Source organism: Lactobacillus sp. MRS-253-APC-2B (assembly GCF_012843675.1).
In the GTDB taxonomy this organism is placed as follows: domain Bacteria; phylum Bacillota; class Bacilli; order Lactobacillales; family Lactobacillaceae; genus Limosilactobacillus; species Limosilactobacillus pulli.
In genome coordinates, this window is the sequence record NZ_JABAFO010000004.1 from 68,627 (window position 1) to 85,819 (window position 17,193).

The following is a 17,193-nucleotide window of genomic DNA, read 5'->3' on the forward strand; positions in this document are numbered from 1 at the left end:
GGAAACGTCATGAAAGAACTTGCCACGGCCCCACACGGGCTTCATGGATCATTGACGGTACCTGGCGATAAAAGTATTTCACATCGCGCGGTCATGCTGGGAGCAATCAGTAAGGGAGAAACGGTAATTCATCATTTTTTGGATGGCGATGATTGTCTGTCGACTTTAAAGGCTTTTAATGATATGGGCGTTAAAAGCGAACGTGATGGGGGGACCGTTGTTATTCACGGCAATGGAATCGATGCACTAAACAAGCCGGCACAGCCTCTGGATATGGGGAATTCTGGCACGACTACGCGCTTGTTGATGGGGATTTTAGCAGGCCGTGACTTTGAGACGCGACTTTTTGGAGATGCCTCATTGCAAAAACGCCCGATGAAACGGGTCAGTGAGCCATTAAGCCATTTTGGGGCCCAGGTTGAGCTAACGGACAACGGGACGCTGCCGGCAGTGATTTATGGTCAAAAGCTGCATGGTACCGACTGCCAAATGCAAGTGGCCAGCGCGCAGGTCAAAAGCGCATTGATTTTTGCCGCATTACAGGCCGATACGCCATCAACGATTATTGAAAAACTGCCAACCAGAAATCATACCGAAATCATGCTACGGCAATTTGGCGCCGAAATTGAAACGGAAGCTGATCAAAAAACGATTCATGTTATGCCACAGCCGGAGTTGACAGGGCAAACGGTCGAGGTGCCAGGTGACGTTTCTTCGGCTGCCTTTTTCTTGACAGCCGGGGCAATCGTTCCTGATTCAAAGATTAAGTTGGAACGGGTGAATCTAAATCCAACTCGAACTGGAATTATCGATGTGTTGCAGAAAATGGGCGCTGACCTACAGATCGAAGCACTACCAACTAAGGGCGAGCCATTGGGCAATATTACGATTGCCACAAGTCAGCTTAAGCCGATTCAAATCGAGGCTGAAGATATTCCGGCAGTGATCGATGAATTGCCGCTAGTCGCGCTGTTGGCTGCTTGTGCTGATGGAACCAGTTCGATTCGTGGAGCTGAAGAGCTGCGGGTAAAAGAAACGGATCGAATTCAAACCGTAGTTGCTGAGCTGCGTAAATTAGGCGTTCAAGTTGAAGAGCTCGCAGACGGTATGATCATTGAGGGAAGAAATGAATGGGCAATTAACAACGATCAGCTTGATAGCTATGGTGATCATCGCATTGGTATGATGGACGCGATTGCGGCATTAAAGGCTCCCCAACCGCTGCGGCTCGCGCATGCGGATGCGGTCAGTGTTTCATACCCTAAGTTTTTCCAAGATCTGCAAAAGCTTTTAGGAGGCGGTCTGGCATGACGACGGTGTTTGTCAAAGGATTGGGTTTAATCGGCAGCACGCTGATTCGGGCAATTCGCCAAAAACATCCTCAATATCGTATCGTGGGCAGCGATATCTCCACGGCAACGCTGGATTTTGCCATTGAGCAGGGATTGATTGATGATGCGGGGACCAATCTATACCAAGCTGATCAGGCTGATTTTATTATTCTTGCCGGGCCCGTATCGGCAATTGTCAAAGACCTGCATGACTTAGCGCAATTGGAACTAAAGCCGGGAGTGATCATTACCGATGTCGGCAGTACCAAGCAGACAATTATTGATGCTGCTCAGCCGCTGATTGAGCGTGGTGATGTCTTTATCGGGGGGCATCCAATGGCTGGATCGCATGAATCAGGCATTCAAGCTGGGCGAATCGATCTTTTCAAAGACGCTTACTACTTTTTGATTCCAACCAGCGGCTCAAGAGGAATTGCCGAACTCAAAGATCTTTTAAGCGGGCTGAACGTCAATTGGTACTTGATTCATGCGCGTCAGCACGATAAAATCGTTGCCCAACTCAGTCATGTTCCACACGTGATTGCGACAGCTTTGGTTGCCCAATCGGCAGCCACTTTTAAAGATCATCCTGAACTTTTGACTTTGGCCGCGGGTGGATTTAAGTCAACGACCAGAATTGCCAAATCGGATCCGACAATGTGGAGCGCGATCATGCACAACAACCGCGAGCTGATCGTTCATCAGCTTGACGAATGCCTAAATGAACTGCAGTTACTACGCCAGGCAATTGCTGACGATGACCAAGAAAAGCTCTTTGCCATCTTTTCAAAAGCCAAGGCCGATCGTGAACGAATCGATCATTAGGAGGAAGCAAGATGGAACTGATTTTGATAGGATTTATGGGGAGTGGCAAAACTACGGTCAGTCGAATGCTGGGCAAGATGTTGAATGCTCCCGTTACTGATTTGGATGATGAAATCGTTCGTCGTACTGGTATGACGATTCCTGATATTTTTGCCCAAAATGGCGAGGAATACTTTCGTCAATTAGAACATGATACACTAGCTGACATTATCAAATCTGATCAGGGCATTTTGGCAACTGGCGGCGGCACGCCAATGCGTCCTGACAATCTGACCATACTTAAAGACACGTCGACGCCGGTAGTGCTTTTGAAGGCTAGCGCGACTGAAACGCTGCGACGGATTGGCGGTGACAGTGGCCGGCCATTGGCTAAGTCTTTAGACGAAAAAGGGATTGCCAATCTGCAAGCCCAGCGTCAGGTTAATTACGACGCCTGTGCCGATTTGACAATCAAAACGGATGGGTTGAGTCCAGCGGCGATTGCTGAAGAGATTGTTAGTTTTTTGAACTTGCCGATATCAGCAAACTAAGTCAGCACGTCAAAGTTGTTTTGTGAAAACTCCTTGCTTCAAGAATGGAGCGAGGAGTTTTAACATTTTTGCGAACGTCTGTTTGACAAAAATGTTTGGATGCGTTAAGATACTGTTTGAAGCTTTGGTGAATTCTCTTGATGCCGCAAAATGCTAAAAGCATCGGCAGATAATTCTTGAATTTACAAATTTGCGGAGTGCCGGTCTAAACGCTGTTATTGGCAATGCTCCCAGCAGTGAGGTTCGATTCCTCACCTCCGCGATTGCCAAGCTCAATTGTTTGGCAGGGGCAAGCTAGCCCTCAGTGGTTAAGGAATCTCATGTCAGCAGGCATGGGATTTTTAAAACCAGCTTCAATAAACCGCTTACAAAGGCTTGCTAAAGTGATATCCTTTAGTTGACCTAATTCAGAGGGGGGATCTAACTTATGAAGAAAAAAGACATCCGTAAACGACTGGAAGCTCGTTTTGAAGAATTGAAGGACGACTCCTATGACTCTTACCAGGCAATGCATAAATTAACCAATGACCTGGGCGAGAAAATCGGTCAAGACAACCTTGATTTCTTTGCCCGTCATGTCAAGGGCGGTCTGACTAAAAAGAAGATGACGAATCTGATTTATGCTGCCGCGCACCAAAAGTCATTGGAAGAAGCCGTTAAATTAGATCCGGCTGCCAAGCTAGCCTATCGCATCATCAAATTGCGCCAAGCTAAGGGATGGACCCGCGAAACTTTAAGTCATGCAGCCGGTGTCCCATTGGCTGAACTTAATGCTTTGGAAGATGCCAAGGCTGAAACCGTCAGCTTGGTTGATCTGCAAAAGCTTAGCAATACACTGGGTGGTAAGATCAAGCTGTCGTTTAAGCCTAAGCCAGAAAAAGAATAGCTTAACTGAGCAAAATAAAAAAAGAGATCAATTATTTCGTTGATCTCTTTTTTTATAGTCAGTTGAAAATCATGCAGTCTTATCAATGCTTACAATTTAATCAGTAGTTGTAGATTCGGTCATTTCTTCATCAATCAACGACCCTGGTTTGAGTACGAAGGCGTAGACTAATAATGAAATAAATACCGCGCCGGATACATACCAGAAGAAAGCAGATTCGAGGTGAATGGAACGAAGCCATAAAGCAATATAGTTAACGGTACCACCAAACAGGGCGACGGTAAGTCCATAAGGCATGCCCACGCCCAATGCCCGAATCTCAGATGGGAAAAGCTCAGCCTTGACAATGGCGTTGATCGATGTATAACCAGAAACAATGACGATCCCAATAATCATCAATAATAGTGCTTCCCAAGCAGTTGACGCGCCAGCCAGCAGCGTAAATAGTGGAACCGTGCACAGCGTACCGCCAATCCCAAAGAAAATCAGTAATGGCTTGCGGCCAATCCGATCTGACAGGTGACCAAATAAAGGCTGCAGTATAACCATGACCAGCAATGCCAAGAAGTTGATCATAGCCGCTGTTTTTTTGGAAAGGCCGGTCGTGTTGATCATAAACTGTTGCAGATAGGTCGTGTAGGTATAGAAACTGATCGTGCCACCAAGCGTCATCCCGACGACCGTCAGCACTTGTTTTGGATAGTGAGCTAAGAGTCGCAGCGTGCCAGCTTGACGATTGTTACGGTTGCTGTTCTTAAACTGATCGGATTCTTCCATTGAAAGCCGCAGCCATAATACAACCATGGCACCAGCCGCGCCAATGGCAAATGGAATTCGCCAGCCAAACGCGTACAGCTGTTGGCTAGTATAGACAGCTTGCAGAACAATCTGTACGAGCAATGCGCTCAATTGACCACCAATCAGCGTGACGTATTGAAAAGATGAGTAAAAGCCGCGCCGATTCGGGGATGCCATTTCTGACATATAGGTTGCCGAAGTGCCATACTCGCCGCCAAGCGACAGACCTTGGATCAGACGGGTGGCAATCAAAATAATCGGCGACCAGATGCCAATCTGTGCGTAGGTTGGTACCAAAGCGATAATCAATGAACCCGCTGCCATGATCGAAACGGAAAGTGTCAATGCAGCTCGACGTCCCCTGCGATCTGCAAAACGGCCCATCACGAATGATCCTAGCGGCCGCATGAAAAAGCCAATTGCAAAAACACCAGCAGTTGCCAAAAGTTCCGCTGTTTGGTTATTGGCTGGGAAAAAGGCCCCTGAGAAATAAATGGCGAACGAGGCATAGACATACCAGTCAAACCATTCAATCATATTGCCCAAAGATCCTTTTAAAATGTTGCTGGCAATCTGGCGTTCACTGCGTTGCTCCGTTGGAATAGTTGCTTGCATATAAATTACCTCGCTTTCAAATTGATTTTTAAGATTGGGCATAGCTTAACGCATTAAAAAGCATAAGTTAATAGTCTTAAACCAATAACAATGATAATTAAGCATTTAGCGAACCAGAATGATCAATTGCTCGTAATGGCAACGCTTGCAGCTGATGATTTTGAAGTAGTAGAATTTAAGAATTTTGAGTACCTGCAAAGAATAAAACGTCTTGACCAAGCCAGGCAGCCTAGTCAAGACGTTTTTGGAAATTGATTATAAGTTAAGGCATTATGGATAGCTAACACCTTGCTTAATCTTATCTTTGAGCATCAAAATATTTTTTTCAATTTGGTTGATGACTTTGATAAACTCTTCATCGGCTTGGCCAGTTGGATCGTTTAGTCCCCAATCGACCCGCCATTTAGCCGGCAAATAGGGACATTTTACACCACAACCCATGGTAACGATACCGTCAACCGTTGGCAGTGCGTCAAGCGTCTTGTTATATTGTCTTGATGCTTCCATATCAATGCCATAGATTTTTTTCATCAAGCGGATGGCATCTGGATTGATTTGATCTTTAATCTGTGTACCTGCCGAATAACTTTCAAAAATATCCCCGGCAAGTTTTTTTCCTAGCGCCTCGGCAATCTGACTGCGACAAGCATTATGCGTGCAAATAAACGCGATTTTAGGTTTAGTCAATGGAACATCCTCATTTTCGTTTTTGTTTAATTTTAATAAGGTGCTTCGTTTTTGACAACCAGCTGTGAGATTTTTGGAATATTTCGCTATGCTTTTTTGCTAAATCTACCAATGTAACCCCTACCATATTAATTCGGTAAATGTTATGCTTGTGTTGTAAAAAGGAAGTATCAAATACAGAGAGGGGTTTAACGTCTATGAAAGACCAATTTTATCGTCAAACCACCTTGCAGGTTTTGGAACGACTTAAGGCAACGCCACAAGGGCTGCTGACAACTGAGGCCATGGAGCGGCTGCAGAAAAATGGTCCCAATGAATTGCCGCAAGGAAAAAAGGTTACGCTTTGGCAAAGAATCATCGCTCAGTTTAAAGATCTGATGATTTTGATTTTAATTGTTGCGGCAATTGTCGCAGCTTTTGCTGGTGAACTTTCGGATACGATTATTATTTTGCTAGTTGTGGTTTTAAATGCTGCATTTGGAGTCTTTCAGGAAACTAAGGCCGAGAATGCCATTGATGCGCTGCAAAAAATGAGCACACCAACCACTCGCGTCAGACGAGATGGCCAGATTGCCCAGCTTTCCAGCAAGGAGCTGGTCGTTGGCGACGTGATTCTTTTGGAAGCCGGTGACATTATTCCCGCTGACGTTCGCTTCTTAAAGACGCAAAACGTCAAAGTCGAAGAAGCAGCGCTGACTGGTGAATCAGTTGCCGTAACCAAAGATGAGGCGGTAATTGATGCTGAATCGGCTGCTCTAGGGGATCAGCATAACATGGGCTTTATGAATACCAGTATGACGGCGGGCACAGCCGAGGCAGTCGTAGTTGCTACTGGTAAGGATACCGAAGTTGGCAAGATCGCCCAGATGCTGAACAGTGCCGAACAGACTGTAACGCCATTGCAGCGCAACATTACCCATCTCAGCAAAATTCTTAGTGTGCTGGTTTTGGCAATCGCCGTCATTATTTTCGCGCTGGGAATGCTGACTAAGCGCGAGTCGCCGCTGGATATGCTGCTGACCGCCATCTCACTGGCCGTTGCAGCAATTCCGGAAGGGCTGCCAGCCATCGTTACCATTACGCTGGCTTTAGGGACCCAAGCGATGGCTAAACGGCACGCGCTGATTCGTAAGCTGCAGGCCGTTGAAACGCTGGGAGCTACTGAAATCATTGCTTCCGATAAAACTGGAACCCTGACCAAAAATCAGATGACGATCGAACAGCTGATGCTGAACGGTCAAGTTACGGCTGCACCTGATTTTAAAGTTGACGCTGACTCGCCGTTGACCAAGGCAATGATTCTGGCTAATGATGCTGAGCGGGGCAGTCAAAAAGAATTATTGGGCGATCCGACCGAAACGGCGCTGTGGCAATTTTATATCGATAAAGGGCTTGATATCGATGAGTTTAGGCAGCGCTATCCACGCCTTAATTCATGGCCATTCGATTCGGAACGTAAATTGATGTCAGTAGCCGTTAATGATAAGCAGCCGACGCTCTACCTAAAAGGGGCGGTCGATGAACTGCTGACACGGGCAAATCGCATTTTGGATGGCGAACAGGTGCGAGAACTGACCAATGACGATCGTGAACGCATTCTTAAAACCAATCACCATTTAGCTAAGCAGGCATTGCGGGTGCTTGGCTATGCATACCGGCCACTGACTGAAAAAGAATGTCAAAGTACTGATCCGGCGTTGGTTGAACAATCACTGATCTTTATTGGGCTGTCAGGGATGATTGATCCACCGCGTCCTGAAGTCAAGGCTGCCATTCAAGAGGCTAAGGAAGCTGGAATTCGGCCATTAATGATTACTGGTGATCATAAGACAACGGCACGGGCAATTGCTGAACGTCTGGGAATCATTGAGCCTGGTGATGAAACCGGTGCGATTACTGGTCAGGAACTTAACGCGCTCAGTGATCAGGAATTAAAGGATCAGGTAGCACAGTACTCGGTTTATGCACGAGTTGCGCCTGAGCATAAGGTTCGGATTGTCAAAGCTTGGCAGTCGCATGACAAGGTCGTTGCCATGACTGGTGATGGCGTGAATGACGCCCCGGCTCTAAAGACTGCTGATATCGGCGTTGGTATGGGAATTACCGGGACCGAGGTTTCTAAAAACGCGGCTGACGTCGTATTAGCTGATGATAATTTTGCTACGATCATTGCCGCGGTCAAGGAAGGGCGCAAAGTCTTTGCCAATATTCAAAAAGCGATCCAGTATCTGCTTTCAGCCAACCTTGGCGAAGTCTTGACGCTTTTAATCATGACGATCATGAACTGGTCAATTCTGGCACCGGTGCAAATTTTATGGATCAATCTGGTAACTGATACATTCCCTGCTATTGCGTTAGGGGTTGAACCTGCTGAAGGCGATGTTATGAAACATCAGCCGCGGGGCAATCAAGGCAGCTTCTTGGCTCATGGCGTCGGCTTTAATATTATCTACCAAGGAATCTTGGAAGGGTTGCTGACACTGGGCGTTTATGCATTAGGCATTTTATACCCAGTTCATCAAGGAGCCGCGCTGATTCATGCCGATGCACTGACGATGGCATACATTACCTTAGGATTGATTCAGTTGCTGCACGCCTGCAACTGTAAGTCGTTGCAAGGAACGATCTTTAAGACGGGGGAATTTAAGAATCGCTACTTTAACTGGGCAATCCTAAGTTCAACGCTGCTTTTAGCCGGCACGATTTTCATTCCAACTTTAAATCCGATTTTCCATACCACGGAATTAGATCTTGCTCAATGGGGTATCGTAATTGGAGCTGGCCTTTTGATGGTTTTGATTGTTGAAATCGTTAAGGCAATTCAGCGTCATCAAAAAAATTAAACGTAAAAAAGTCTCAAGCTCTGATTAAATTCAGAACTTGAGGCTTTTATTGGTTTGTCAGTCGTTTTTAACGATCAACGTGCTGCCATTTAGCTGTTTTATCTTCATTGTTGACAATGCGCTTCATGTTAAATAAGCAGCGCATCAGCGAGATCCAGTCAACGATATTGATCACGTATAGAATCAGGTAGGCTAGTGGCGCGACCATCATCAGTCGGATCCGTTCCCAGAATTTAAGCTCTTCTGGTATGAATGTTGCCATTGCAAAGAGATAGTAGAGGCCCAAAATCGCGAAGATCGTTGAGAAATCGGCAAAGTGATGAATAATACCGATAATCCAAAGCAGCAGCAGTGGTTCAATCAGCATTAAGAATTCTTCAAAGAAAACTTTTGGCAGTTTCCAAAAGGCGAGTGAGAAAGTGTACTTGGCATCACGATTAAAAATTACGCGACGATGCTTGAACAAAGCCTTAAAACGACCTTGTTTCCATCGGTAGCGCTGTTTAAGCAGCTGAGAAAAGCGGCTGACTGGCGGCGTATAGGCGATAACGTCATCGGCATAGCCAAATTGCCGATTGCTGTTGCCAAAATGAGCGATCATCTTCATCGTAAAATCGATGTCTTCAGTGATCGAATCAGTGTCATAGCCACCGACTTCCAGCATGGCTGACTTGCGAAAAGTTGAGCCAACACCGCCAATGATATACTCGATTCCCAAAAGCTCCTCAGATCCCTTTAGCCGATAACCAAGCAGGTATTCGACTTTTTGGACGTATTCCAATAGATTATGGGGATGCGTAATACGAACGTTCGCACTGGCTCCCAATAGTCTGGGATCATCAAAACGCAGGGCCATGTTTGTCAGCGCGGTTGGTGTTAAATATGAGTCGGCATCAAGTACCATGATCAGATCACCAGTCGCAAATTTTTTTAAGGCATGATTGATTGCAACCGACTTGCCTTGATTATGTTGATGGATGACACGCAGCTGAGGATGCTGTCTGGCTAATCGATCCAAAATCATCCCTGTCTTATCACTGGAGCCATCATCAACCGCGATCACCTCAAAATTAGGGTAAGTCTGCTTTAAGACAGACTCAACGCCCCGACGAATAAACTTTTCTTCGTTAAACGCGGGAATTATCACAGAGAAACGGTGATCAGCTGGCTTTTGGCTGATCTGCTGTCGATCAAGGCTGTTGATCTGATGCAGATTTGATACAATCAAGCCAATTAAGATGCGGCCGACTGCCAAAATACTGAGCGCAAATATCGTAATGGCAATGATCAATGCCGGGCTGAATTTCATGATGATCCTCCTTTTTTAAAGATTAAGAGGATCGCTTCTTGATCTCAACCACAATCAGCGTTATGGCCAGGATCGTCATCAAAATACCAATGGCAGCGGCAAAAATCGTGCTCACGGTATTACCTGTCTGTGGTAAAACGGCGGCTAATGGAGTAGCCATCAAACCTTTAGATAAGTTAGAGTACATAGATTAAACCTCCTTGTCATTGCTGTTTCGACTATGACTAAAGTATAGCGAGAATGTTTGAACTATTTTTGAACTAAAACTTAAATATGTCTTAATAGTGATCTAAATCACATTATGGATTAAAAAATTAAATTGACAAATTCGGCATTTATTGGAAACTACTGATTGATATTTGTTGAATAAAGATGTCTTTGCACAAGCGAGCGCTTTTACGATATTTCATAGATAAACTTAAAAAAACGTATAGATTAGTATACAGAATAAATATTTTAACTTCGCAGTCCTTAGCATTATACTAAAAGTAAGTAAGATGAAAGGGGCTGACTATTTTGAGCAAAAGTATCGTATTTTATTTTTCGGCTACCAATACAACCAAGCAGCGCGCGGAAAAAGTTGCACAAAAGCTTGGGGCGGATTTATTTGAGATTCACGCTGCAAAGCCATATTCAGTAGCCGATCTGGACTGGCATGATCCCCAATCACGCACGTCAATTGAACAGCATCAGCATGCCAGCCGTGTTGCGATTAAAGATGACCTGCCTGACATTAGCAGTTATGATACGGTCTTGATTGGCTTTCCAATCTGGTGGGGGATTCCACCGCGTCTGATTGCCGACCTGATTGATCATCTACCGCTTGATGGCAAGCAACTGGCTGGTTTCGCAACTTCCGGCAGTTCTGGTTTTGATCGCGCGCAAAGCTATCTGGAACGAACCGTTAAGGAAAATAATGCTGCCGTTCAAGTTTTGCCAGGAGCCGTTTTAAACAATGACGCGCAGATGGATGCCTGGTTAAAGCAGCTTAATCTCAATTGATTGGTTCTCTTAAAATGGTGCTGAGCCACTCTTTAATAAGAGTCTGGTCCGGCATCTTTTTTTGGTCATTTTTGAGCAGATTGATTGCTTTTTGATATTCACTTATTTATAGTAAGCAGAAACATCAATTATTTTGAATTGGCGAAAGGATGATCGACAATGGAAAAATTTAAAAACGTGGTAATTGGCTTTGGCAAGGCTGGTAAGACGCTGGCTAAGTTCTTGGCGCAGCATGATGAAGAAGTGCTGCTGATTGAGCGCTCGAATCAGATGTATGGTGGGACCTGCATCAACGTTGGCTGCTTGCCGTCTAAAAATATGATTATCAATGGCCAGCGTCATCTTGAGTTTGCTGACGCGGTTGCCAAACGAGGAACGATGACCAAGCAGCTGCGGAACAAAAACTATCACATGGTTGCGGATGAGCCGTTGGCAACGGTATGGAATGGCCAGGCCAGTTTTGTCGGCAACCATGAGCTAAAAGTCGCCATGGCTGATGGTACTACGCGACAAGTTGCTGCCGAGCGCGTCTTTGTCAATACTGGTGCCACGCCGGTCTGGCCAAAAGTTCCGGGACTGATTCCCAGCGAGCGCATCGTCAGTTCTAAAGAAGCCATGGAACTTGCCAAAAAGCCGGCACGCTTGGCAATTATTGGCGGTGGCTATATTGGTCTGGAATTTGCCGAAATGTTTAATTCATATGGCAGCGAGGTAACTATTCTTGATCATCATGCTCAGCTTTTGGGTCGCGAAGATGCAGATGTCGCGGCAGAGGTAACGAACGACCTTGCCAATCTCGGCATCAAGATTGAGCTGAATGCTGAGTTAACCAGCGCGACAGATAACAGGCAGCAGGTCTTATTAACCTATCAACAAGCTGGCCAAAAACGGCAGGCCGAGTTTGATGCCGTGCTAGTAGCTGCTGGGCGACGTCCTAACATCGATGGACTGGGACTAGAAAATACCGACATTGCTCTGACCAAGCGCGATGCCATTCAAGTTGATGAGCGGCTTCGGACTACGGTACCCAACGTCTGGGCTTTAGGTGACGTCAATGGTGGGCCAATGTTTACTTATATTTCGCTTGACGATTTCCGGATTGTTAAAGACCAGCTGTTTGGTGAAGGTAAGCGAACGACTGCCGATCGTAACGTCGTGCCGACCGCATCGTTTTTGACGCCGCCATTGGCAAACGTAGGGATCAACGAGCGACAGGCTCAAGCTGCCGGTAAGGACTATCTGGTCTTCAAACTGCCGGTCAAGGCCATCCCTAAGGCGCGCGTGTTAGAGGACCAGCGGGGAATCTACAAGGCAATCGTTGAGCGCGACACGCATCGGATTCTGGGCGCGACGCTTTATGCTGCTGAATCCCATGAAACGATCAATCTGATTGCGCTAGCGATGAAGGCGGGGCTACCATATGAAACGTTGCGCGACATGATCTTTACGCATCCTACCATGTCTGAGGCGCTGAACGATCTTTTCAAGGCTCCAGTAAAATAAGCAGGATAATTTTTTGACGATCAGCCCGCGCAAATGGCCGAACTTTGCTACAATAAAAGAAAAAAGCGAGGTTGATGTCATGCCGACTAAAGACGAATATATTGAAAAGCTCAACCTGACGCCACATCCAGAAGGTGGTTGGTATCGTCAAGTTTATCATAGTGCCAAGACGCGTTATGATGAAACATCCCTGGCCAGCCGTTACGAGTACACTTCAATCTATTTTATTCTGGACGGGGGCTCGCCATCGCATCTGCACCGGCTGCTTCATGATGAATTATGGTATTTCCATGATGGCTCATCAATTGTCGTTCACTGCTTTTATCCAGATGGCACTTATGAAACCGTACGCCTAGGCCGCGATATTGAACACGGCGAACAGCTGCAGTTTCGGGTACCAGCGGGAACGATTTTTGGTTCTGAGGTCTTGGACGATTCGTCGTTTGGGCTGGTCAGTTGTGCCGTAGCACCGGGCTTTGACTATCACGACTTTGAATTGTTTACTCAAGACCAGCTGTTGGCTAAGTATCCGAAGCAAGCTGAGGTAATCAAACGGGTGGCGTACCAAAAACTACCAACTGAATAGTACCAAACAGCGCCGTAGCAAGTTTGCTGCGGCACTATTTGGTTTCGAGGCCAGCCACTGACAACTGGAATCTTATGAAAAAGCACTATAATTAGATTAAAAACACTCAGCAGTTTTTGGACTGACTGAGTGTTTTTTTATATATCGAATAGGTTGGTGCTGTTTGCAGCATGCGCGCAGTAAAACGATTGGAAAAATCAAGCTGTCAATCAGCGTTGGTAGTTTTGCTGCAAGAACTGATCCATCGGCATGGGCTCATGACCAGTGATGTGTTGGAAATCATCAGTGACGGCATTCATCAACCCCATTGCAGCAGCATGATACATTGATGCCAGTTCATCACCATCGCCTTCAGCACGATAGATGTCGGCAAACTTCTGCAAAGAGACTGGGGCATAGCCAATCTCCTGGCTCGTCGCCTCTGTCATGATGCGACTGAGTTCAACCATATTATAATTCTGCTTTTGCGTCAGCAGATAGACTTGCCGGTGATCACGCAGATAAGGCTTGAAGGCGATATTGGCAATTGCTTCGGCACTGTCATTGCGAGTGATAAAACTCATGGCTTGATCGCCTACTGGATAGATTATGTTTTTCCGTTCGATTAATTCTGGCAAGTAGGGTACCAGTGGATCGGCATATAATGAGTTTTTGACGACCGCGTAGTTCAGTTTGGTCCCAGCGAGCCGAGCGGGCAGGTAGGCATAATATCCCGCCATCTGGAAAGGATTATTGGGCTGGTCGGCAATGAAACTGACATCAACCAGATTTTTAACGCCCGCCTTCTGCATTGCTTTTAGCGCGTTTTCAAATTCCAGCACGCGGTTGGCAACGTCATAGGTGATGCTTGGAATATAGATCAAGACGTCGGTATCGGCAAATGCTTTGGTCATTGAATCAACATCATAGTAATCGCTTTTTACGACTTCATAGCCTTGATCCAAAAAGTTCTGGGCCTTGCTAGGCGTATGGACAGCCAGGCGAATCTCCCTAACGTCAACTAAACGACTCATTTGTTCAACTACTTTGCGGCCTAGATGTCCAGTAGCTCCGGTAATGGTATATTTCATGATTGATCTTCCTTTTCTGCTTGTTTAACCAAAATCGTATCAATAACGTCTTGAAGCGTAACCTGCTGCAGCTTAGCTTTGGCGGCTGTTTCGGCATGACGATAATAATCTTCTAGTGTTGGTTGAATATTGCCGCCTACGATACATTGTGGATTGGTATTGTGATCAATGGTAAAAAGCGGCGTTTCTCCCTCGGTTGCTAGGTAGACATCCAAAAGCGTGATTTTTTTAGGGTCCACCAGCAGCTCGGGGTCGGGGGTGCCATGCTGAGTTTTGATGAGTCCAGCTTCCTTAAGGGATGCCATTAAACGGCGAACGACCACCGGCGAAGTTTCCAGCGAACTGGCGATATTAGTACTGGAAAGCTTGATTTTTCCTTGATAGATGCAGATAAAAGCCAAGATATGAATGCTGTCACTGAATCGAGTGGAAACCTTCAAATAATCATCTCCCGTTGTAACTATATTAGTCATATCTAATATAGCTGATTCAACTTGAGAAAGCAATAAAAATAAGCAGTGCGTTCCGAATTGTGCCCACAAATAACTTAGATTAGAACTTATTGATTTACAAAGCTTCCAAGATCGAGTAGAATGCAAAAAGAAACTTTAATGGTTACATCAAATGAAGATGGTGATTAGATTGATTAAATACGAAGCGATCGGCATGCAATACGGCCAAGATGTTATCTTGAAAAACATTAACTTAACGATCAACGATGGTGAGCTGTTCGTCTTAGTTGGTCCTAGCGGCAGCGGCAAAACCACGCTGCTTAGAATGATCAACCGGCTGACAGCGCCGACTACTGGCAATGTCTATTTGAATGAAAAACGCGTCAAAGACTATGACTTGCGCGAGCTGCGTCTGCATATGGGGTACGTATTACAGAGCAGCAGTCTGTTTCCTAATCTAACGGTTGGCGAAAACATTGCCATTCAGCTTGAGCAGCAGGGCGTCAATAAAAAAGATCGGCGCAAACGTTCGATGGAGCTGCTTGATCAAGTTGGCCTACCAGCTAGTGATTTTATCGATCGGCATCCCGATGAGCTTTCGGGTGGTCAGCAGCAGCGCGTAGCCATCGCCCGCTCAATGGCCACGCAGCCCCAGCTTATCTTAATGGATGAATCGTTCAGCGCGCTTGATCCGGTTTTACGTACTCAACAGCAAGATTTGTTGTTAAAGCTGCATCGTCAGTCAAAGACAACTGTTGTTTTTGTTACCCATGACATGCAAGAGGCACTGCGGTTGGGCGATCGGATTGCCGTGATCAATGATGGTCAACTGCAGCAGGTTGGCACGCCAAATGAGATTTTGGAACGGCCAGCCAATCGGTTTGTCGGTACCTTTTTTGCAACGGCGCGGCCAAGATTGGGCACCATGACCGCGCTCTTATCGTCCAAACTAGTGCAAAAAACACCAGCTGCTGATCAATCTGCCGTCGTCACTACGGTAGCTGAACTGGCAAGTCTTACGCCTGACACGGCTGGCTGGCTTTGCTTTCAATACCAGGGGCAGGGTTTTAGAATTCAGACAACTGATCTGCTGCATTATTTAGGGCAAAGAGAGGATCGATAAGATGACTGAATTGCTTAATACGATCGCAACGCAAAAAAGTCAGATTGAGCAGGCACTGTGGGAACATCTTTCGTTATCGTTTTGGGCGCTGGTGATTGCCATGCTGATTGCGATTCCATTGGCAGTGTTGCTGAAAAACAGTCGACATGCCGGCGAGATTGTTTTGCAGCTGGCCGGAGTGATGCAGACGATTCCTAGTTTGGCACTATTGGGACTGTTGATTCCGCTAGTTGGGATCGGCAGCGTGCCAGCTTTGATTGCCCTGGTCGTTTACGGCATTATGCCGATCTATCAAAATACCTATTCTGGCCTGCGCAGCGTTGACCCAAATCTCGAAGAAGCCGCGACGGCATTTGGCCTTTCGCGCTGGAAAAAGCTGACGCGACTTGAATTGCCCATGGCGCTGCCCGTGATCTTATCCGGAATTCGCATCTCCTTAGTCATGATTATCGGGACGGCAACCCTCGCCGCTTTAATTGGTGCCGGTGGGCTAGGGACCTACATTATGCTGGGAATCAATCAAAACAACAACGCCTACCTGATTATTGGAGCAGGGCTTTCGGCAATGTTGGCGCTTTTGATGTCGGCACTGCTAAAATATGTCGGTGCTTCCCAAAAACATCTCAAGCAGGGAATCATCGTGGCCGTGCTTGCTTTGGTTGGGTTTGGCGGTTGGCGAGCCTGGAGCAGCACTCAAAGCGAATCAGAGCCAATCGTGATTGCCGGTAAACTAGGGAGCGAACCTAATATTTTAATCCACATGTACAAAGATCTGATTGTAAATGACGATCCGCATGCCAAGGTCGAGTTAAAGGCTAACTTTGGCGGTACCAGCTTTTTATTCCGTGCGCTGCGCAATGATCAGATCGATATCTATCCTGAGTTTACCGGAACCGTTTTACAGTCGCTGGTTCATGACCAACGAGCGACGCCACGTGATCCGGTTAAGACATACCAACGGGCGCGACGTCTGTTGAAGCAGGAATACAACCTGACGTATCTGAAGCCGATGAAGTATCAAAATGGCTACGACCTGGCTGTCAGCGCTGATTTTGCCAAGGAACATCAGCTTACCAAGCTCAGCGATTTGACTAAAATCAACGATCAGATCACAGCCGGCTTTGATCCAGACTTTGCCAATCAAAAAGACGGCTATCTAGGTCTAAAAACGGCGTATAACCTAGACTTCAAACAGGTAAAGACGATGGAGCCCGCGCTGCGTTACCAGGCAATTGCTGCTGGTCGTGTCAATCTGGTCGATGGCTATACGACAGATCCGCAAGTGCGACAGTATCATCTCAAGGTGCTTAAAGATGATCAGCATTTCTTCCCACCTTATCAAGGAGCACCTTTGATGAAGGCCTCGTTTGCCAAAAAGCATCCCCAGGTCGTTAAAAGTCTGAACAAGTTGGCTGGCAAGATCAGCGAAAAAGACATGCAGGAAATGAACTATCAAGTAACGGTTCAGCATCGAAAAGCCAGTCAGGTTGCTCATGAATATCTAGTCAAGCATCATTTAATTAAAGGCAACAACTAAATCTTATCGTTACCCAGGATCTCCAAAAGCCAACCTGCAGCTCGCGGAGATCTTTTTAGTTGCTTAAAATTACTGCTAGTTAAGATATTTTATTTT

16 protein-coding genes are annotated in these 17,193 nt (G+C 46.2%); 10 read left to right on the forward strand and 6 right to left on the reverse strand.

What is annotated here, in order from left to right:
* Nucleotides 1-9 precede the first annotated feature (9 nt).
* The 4 genes from aroA (at nt 10) to HF864_RS03540 (ending at nt 3,572) form a co-directional block, all read left to right on the forward strand.
* Nucleotides 10-1,311 (forward strand): 3-phosphoshikimate 1-carboxyvinyltransferase, encoded by a 1,302-nt coding sequence (aroA, locus tag HF864_RS03525; protein ID WP_169461727.1) that lies wholly within the window; start codon nt 10-12, stop codon nt 1,309-1,311.
* Nucleotides 1,308-2,156 carry a prephenate dehydrogenase gene (locus tag HF864_RS03530; protein WP_169461728.1) on the forward strand — a complete coding sequence of 283 codons (849 nt, stop codon included), beginning with the start codon at nt 1,308-1,310 and terminating at the stop codon, nt 2,154-2,156. Before aroA ends, HF864_RS03530 begins: the two co-directional genes overlap by 4 nt.
* Nucleotides 2,157-2,167: 11 nt before the next feature.
* Entirely contained in the window at nt 2,168-2,686 is a 519-nt protein-coding gene (locus tag HF864_RS03535) for a shikimate kinase (protein ID WP_169461729.1), read from the forward strand.
* Nucleotides 2,687-3,113: 427 nt separating this feature from the next.
* Nucleotides 3,114-3,572, forward strand: coding sequence for a helix-turn-helix transcriptional regulator (locus tag HF864_RS03540; RefSeq protein ID WP_169461730.1), 459 nt, complete (start codon nt 3,114-3,116; stop codon nt 3,570-3,572).
* 96 nt (nt 3,573-3,668) lie between these two features.
* Here HF864_RS03540 and HF864_RS03545 read toward each other — a convergent pair whose 3' ends face one another.
* On the reverse strand, nt 3,669-4,985 hold the full coding sequence (locus HF864_RS03545) for an MFS transporter (protein WP_169461731.1): 1,317 nt from the start codon (nt 4,983-4,985) through the stop codon (nt 3,669-3,671).
* A 270-nt stretch (nt 4,986-5,255) separates the two neighbouring features.
* Entirely contained in the window at nt 5,256-5,672 is a 417-nt protein-coding gene (locus tag HF864_RS03550) for an arsenate reductase ArsC (RefSeq protein ID WP_169461732.1), read from the reverse strand.
* A 197-nt stretch (nt 5,673-5,869) separates the two neighbouring features.
* On the opposite strand from HF864_RS03550, the gene HF864_RS03555 reads away from it, so the two are divergent.
* Nucleotides 5,870-8,515, forward strand: coding sequence for a cation-translocating P-type ATPase (locus tag HF864_RS03555; protein ID WP_169461733.1), 2,646 nt, complete (start codon nt 5,870-5,872; stop codon nt 8,513-8,515).
* 67 nt (nt 8,516-8,582) lie between these two features.
* On the opposite strand, the gene HF864_RS03560 is transcribed toward HF864_RS03555, so the two are convergent.
* Nucleotides 8,583-9,824 (reverse strand): glycosyltransferase, encoded by a 1,242-nt coding sequence (locus HF864_RS03560; protein ID WP_169461734.1) that lies wholly within the window; start codon nt 9,822-9,824, stop codon nt 8,583-8,585.
* A 22-nt stretch (nt 9,825-9,846) separates the two neighbouring features.
* Nucleotides 9,847-10,011, reverse strand: coding sequence for an LPXTG cell wall anchor domain-containing protein (locus HF864_RS03565; protein WP_080890476.1), 165 nt, complete (start codon nt 10,009-10,011; stop codon nt 9,847-9,849).
* A gap of 329 nt (nt 10,012-10,340) precedes the next feature.
* Here HF864_RS03565 and HF864_RS03570 point away from each other — a divergent pair, with 329 nt between their 5' ends.
* From HF864_RS03570 to HF864_RS03580, 3 genes are all read left to right on the forward strand, one after another.
* The gene (locus tag HF864_RS03570; RefSeq protein WP_169461735.1) at nt 10,341-10,826 is read left to right on the forward strand and encodes a flavodoxin; all 486 of its coding nucleotides are present in this window, start codon (nt 10,341-10,343) and stop codon (nt 10,824-10,826) included.
* 159 nt (nt 10,827-10,985) lie between these two features.
* Complete coding sequence (locus HF864_RS03575; protein WP_169461736.1) at nt 10,986-12,329, forward strand: FAD-dependent oxidoreductase; 1,344 nt, start codon at nt 10,986-10,988, stop codon at nt 12,327-12,329.
* A 79-nt stretch (nt 12,330-12,408) separates the two neighbouring features.
* Nucleotides 12,409-12,915 carry a cupin domain-containing protein gene (locus HF864_RS03580; RefSeq protein WP_169461737.1) on the forward strand — a complete coding sequence of 169 codons (507 nt, stop codon included), beginning with the start codon at nt 12,409-12,411 and terminating at the stop codon, nt 12,913-12,915.
* Nucleotides 12,916-13,124: 209 nt separating this feature from the next.
* Here the strand turns inward: HF864_RS03580 and HF864_RS03585 are convergent, their stop codons facing one another.
* Together HF864_RS03585 and HF864_RS03590 are read right to left on the reverse strand one after the other, a co-directional pair.
* Nucleotides 13,125-13,985 carry an NAD(P)H-binding protein gene (locus HF864_RS03585; RefSeq protein WP_169461738.1) on the reverse strand — a complete coding sequence of 287 codons (861 nt, stop codon included), beginning with the start codon at nt 13,983-13,985 and terminating at the stop codon, nt 13,125-13,127.
* Nucleotides 13,982-14,425 (reverse strand): Rrf2 family transcriptional regulator, encoded by a 444-nt coding sequence (locus tag HF864_RS03590; RefSeq protein WP_169461739.1) that lies wholly within the window; start codon nt 14,423-14,425, stop codon nt 13,982-13,984. Before HF864_RS03590 ends, HF864_RS03585 begins: the two co-directional genes overlap by 4 nt.
* Before the next feature lie 202 nt (nt 14,426-14,627).
* On the opposite strand from HF864_RS03590, the gene HF864_RS03595 reads away from it, so the two are divergent.
* Nucleotides 14,628-15,560 carry an ABC transporter ATP-binding protein gene (locus HF864_RS03595; RefSeq protein ID WP_169461740.1) on the forward strand — a complete coding sequence of 311 codons (933 nt, stop codon included), beginning with the start codon at nt 14,628-14,630 and terminating at the stop codon, nt 15,558-15,560.
* A gap of 1 nt (nt 15,561) precedes the next feature.
* Nucleotides 15,562-17,097, forward strand: a complete 1,536-nt coding sequence (locus HF864_RS03600; protein WP_169461741.1) for an ABC transporter permease/substrate-binding protein — start codon at nt 15,562-15,564, stop codon at nt 17,095-17,097.
* The last annotated feature ends 96 nt before the right edge of the window (nt 17,098-17,193 follow it).

Coding starts and splice junctions, on each gene's coding strand:
- HF864_RS03555 (WP_169461733.1), top strand. CDS start 5,870: ATGAAAGACCAATTTTATCGTCAAACCACCTTGCAGGTTTTGGAACGA.
- HF864_RS03580 (WP_169461737.1), top strand. CDS start 12,409: ATGCCGACTAAAGACGAATATATTGAAAAGCTCAACCTGACGCCACAT.
- HF864_RS03575 (WP_169461736.1), top strand. CDS start 10,986: ATGGAAAAATTTAAAAACGTGGTAATTGGCTTTGGCAAGGCTGGTAAG.
- HF864_RS03585 (WP_169461738.1), bottom strand. CDS start 13,985: ATGAAATATACCATTACCGGAGCTACTGGACATCTAGGCCGCAAAGTA.
- HF864_RS03535 (WP_169461729.1), top strand. CDS start 2,168: ATGGAACTGATTTTGATAGGATTTATGGGGAGTGGCAAAACTACGGTC.
- HF864_RS03545 (WP_169461731.1), bottom strand. CDS start 4,985: ATGCAAGCAACTATTCCAACGGAGCAACGCAGTGAACGCCAGATTGCC.
- HF864_RS03565 (WP_080890476.1), bottom strand. CDS start 10,011: ATGTACTCTAACTTATCTAAAGGTTTGATGGCTACTCCATTAGCCGCC.
- aroA (WP_169461727.1), top strand. CDS start 10: ATGAAAGAACTTGCCACGGCCCCACACGGGCTTCATGGATCATTGACG.
- HF864_RS03530 (WP_169461728.1), top strand. CDS start 1,308: ATGACGACGGTGTTTGTCAAAGGATTGGGTTTAATCGGCAGCACGCTG.
- HF864_RS03540 (WP_169461730.1), top strand. CDS start 3,114: ATGAAGAAAAAAGACATCCGTAAACGACTGGAAGCTCGTTTTGAAGAA.
- HF864_RS03600 (WP_169461741.1), top strand. CDS start 15,562: ATGACTGAATTGCTTAATACGATCGCAACGCAAAAAAGTCAGATTGAG.
- HF864_RS03560 (WP_169461734.1), bottom strand. CDS start 9,824: ATGAAATTCAGCCCGGCATTGATCATTGCCATTACGATATTTGCGCTC.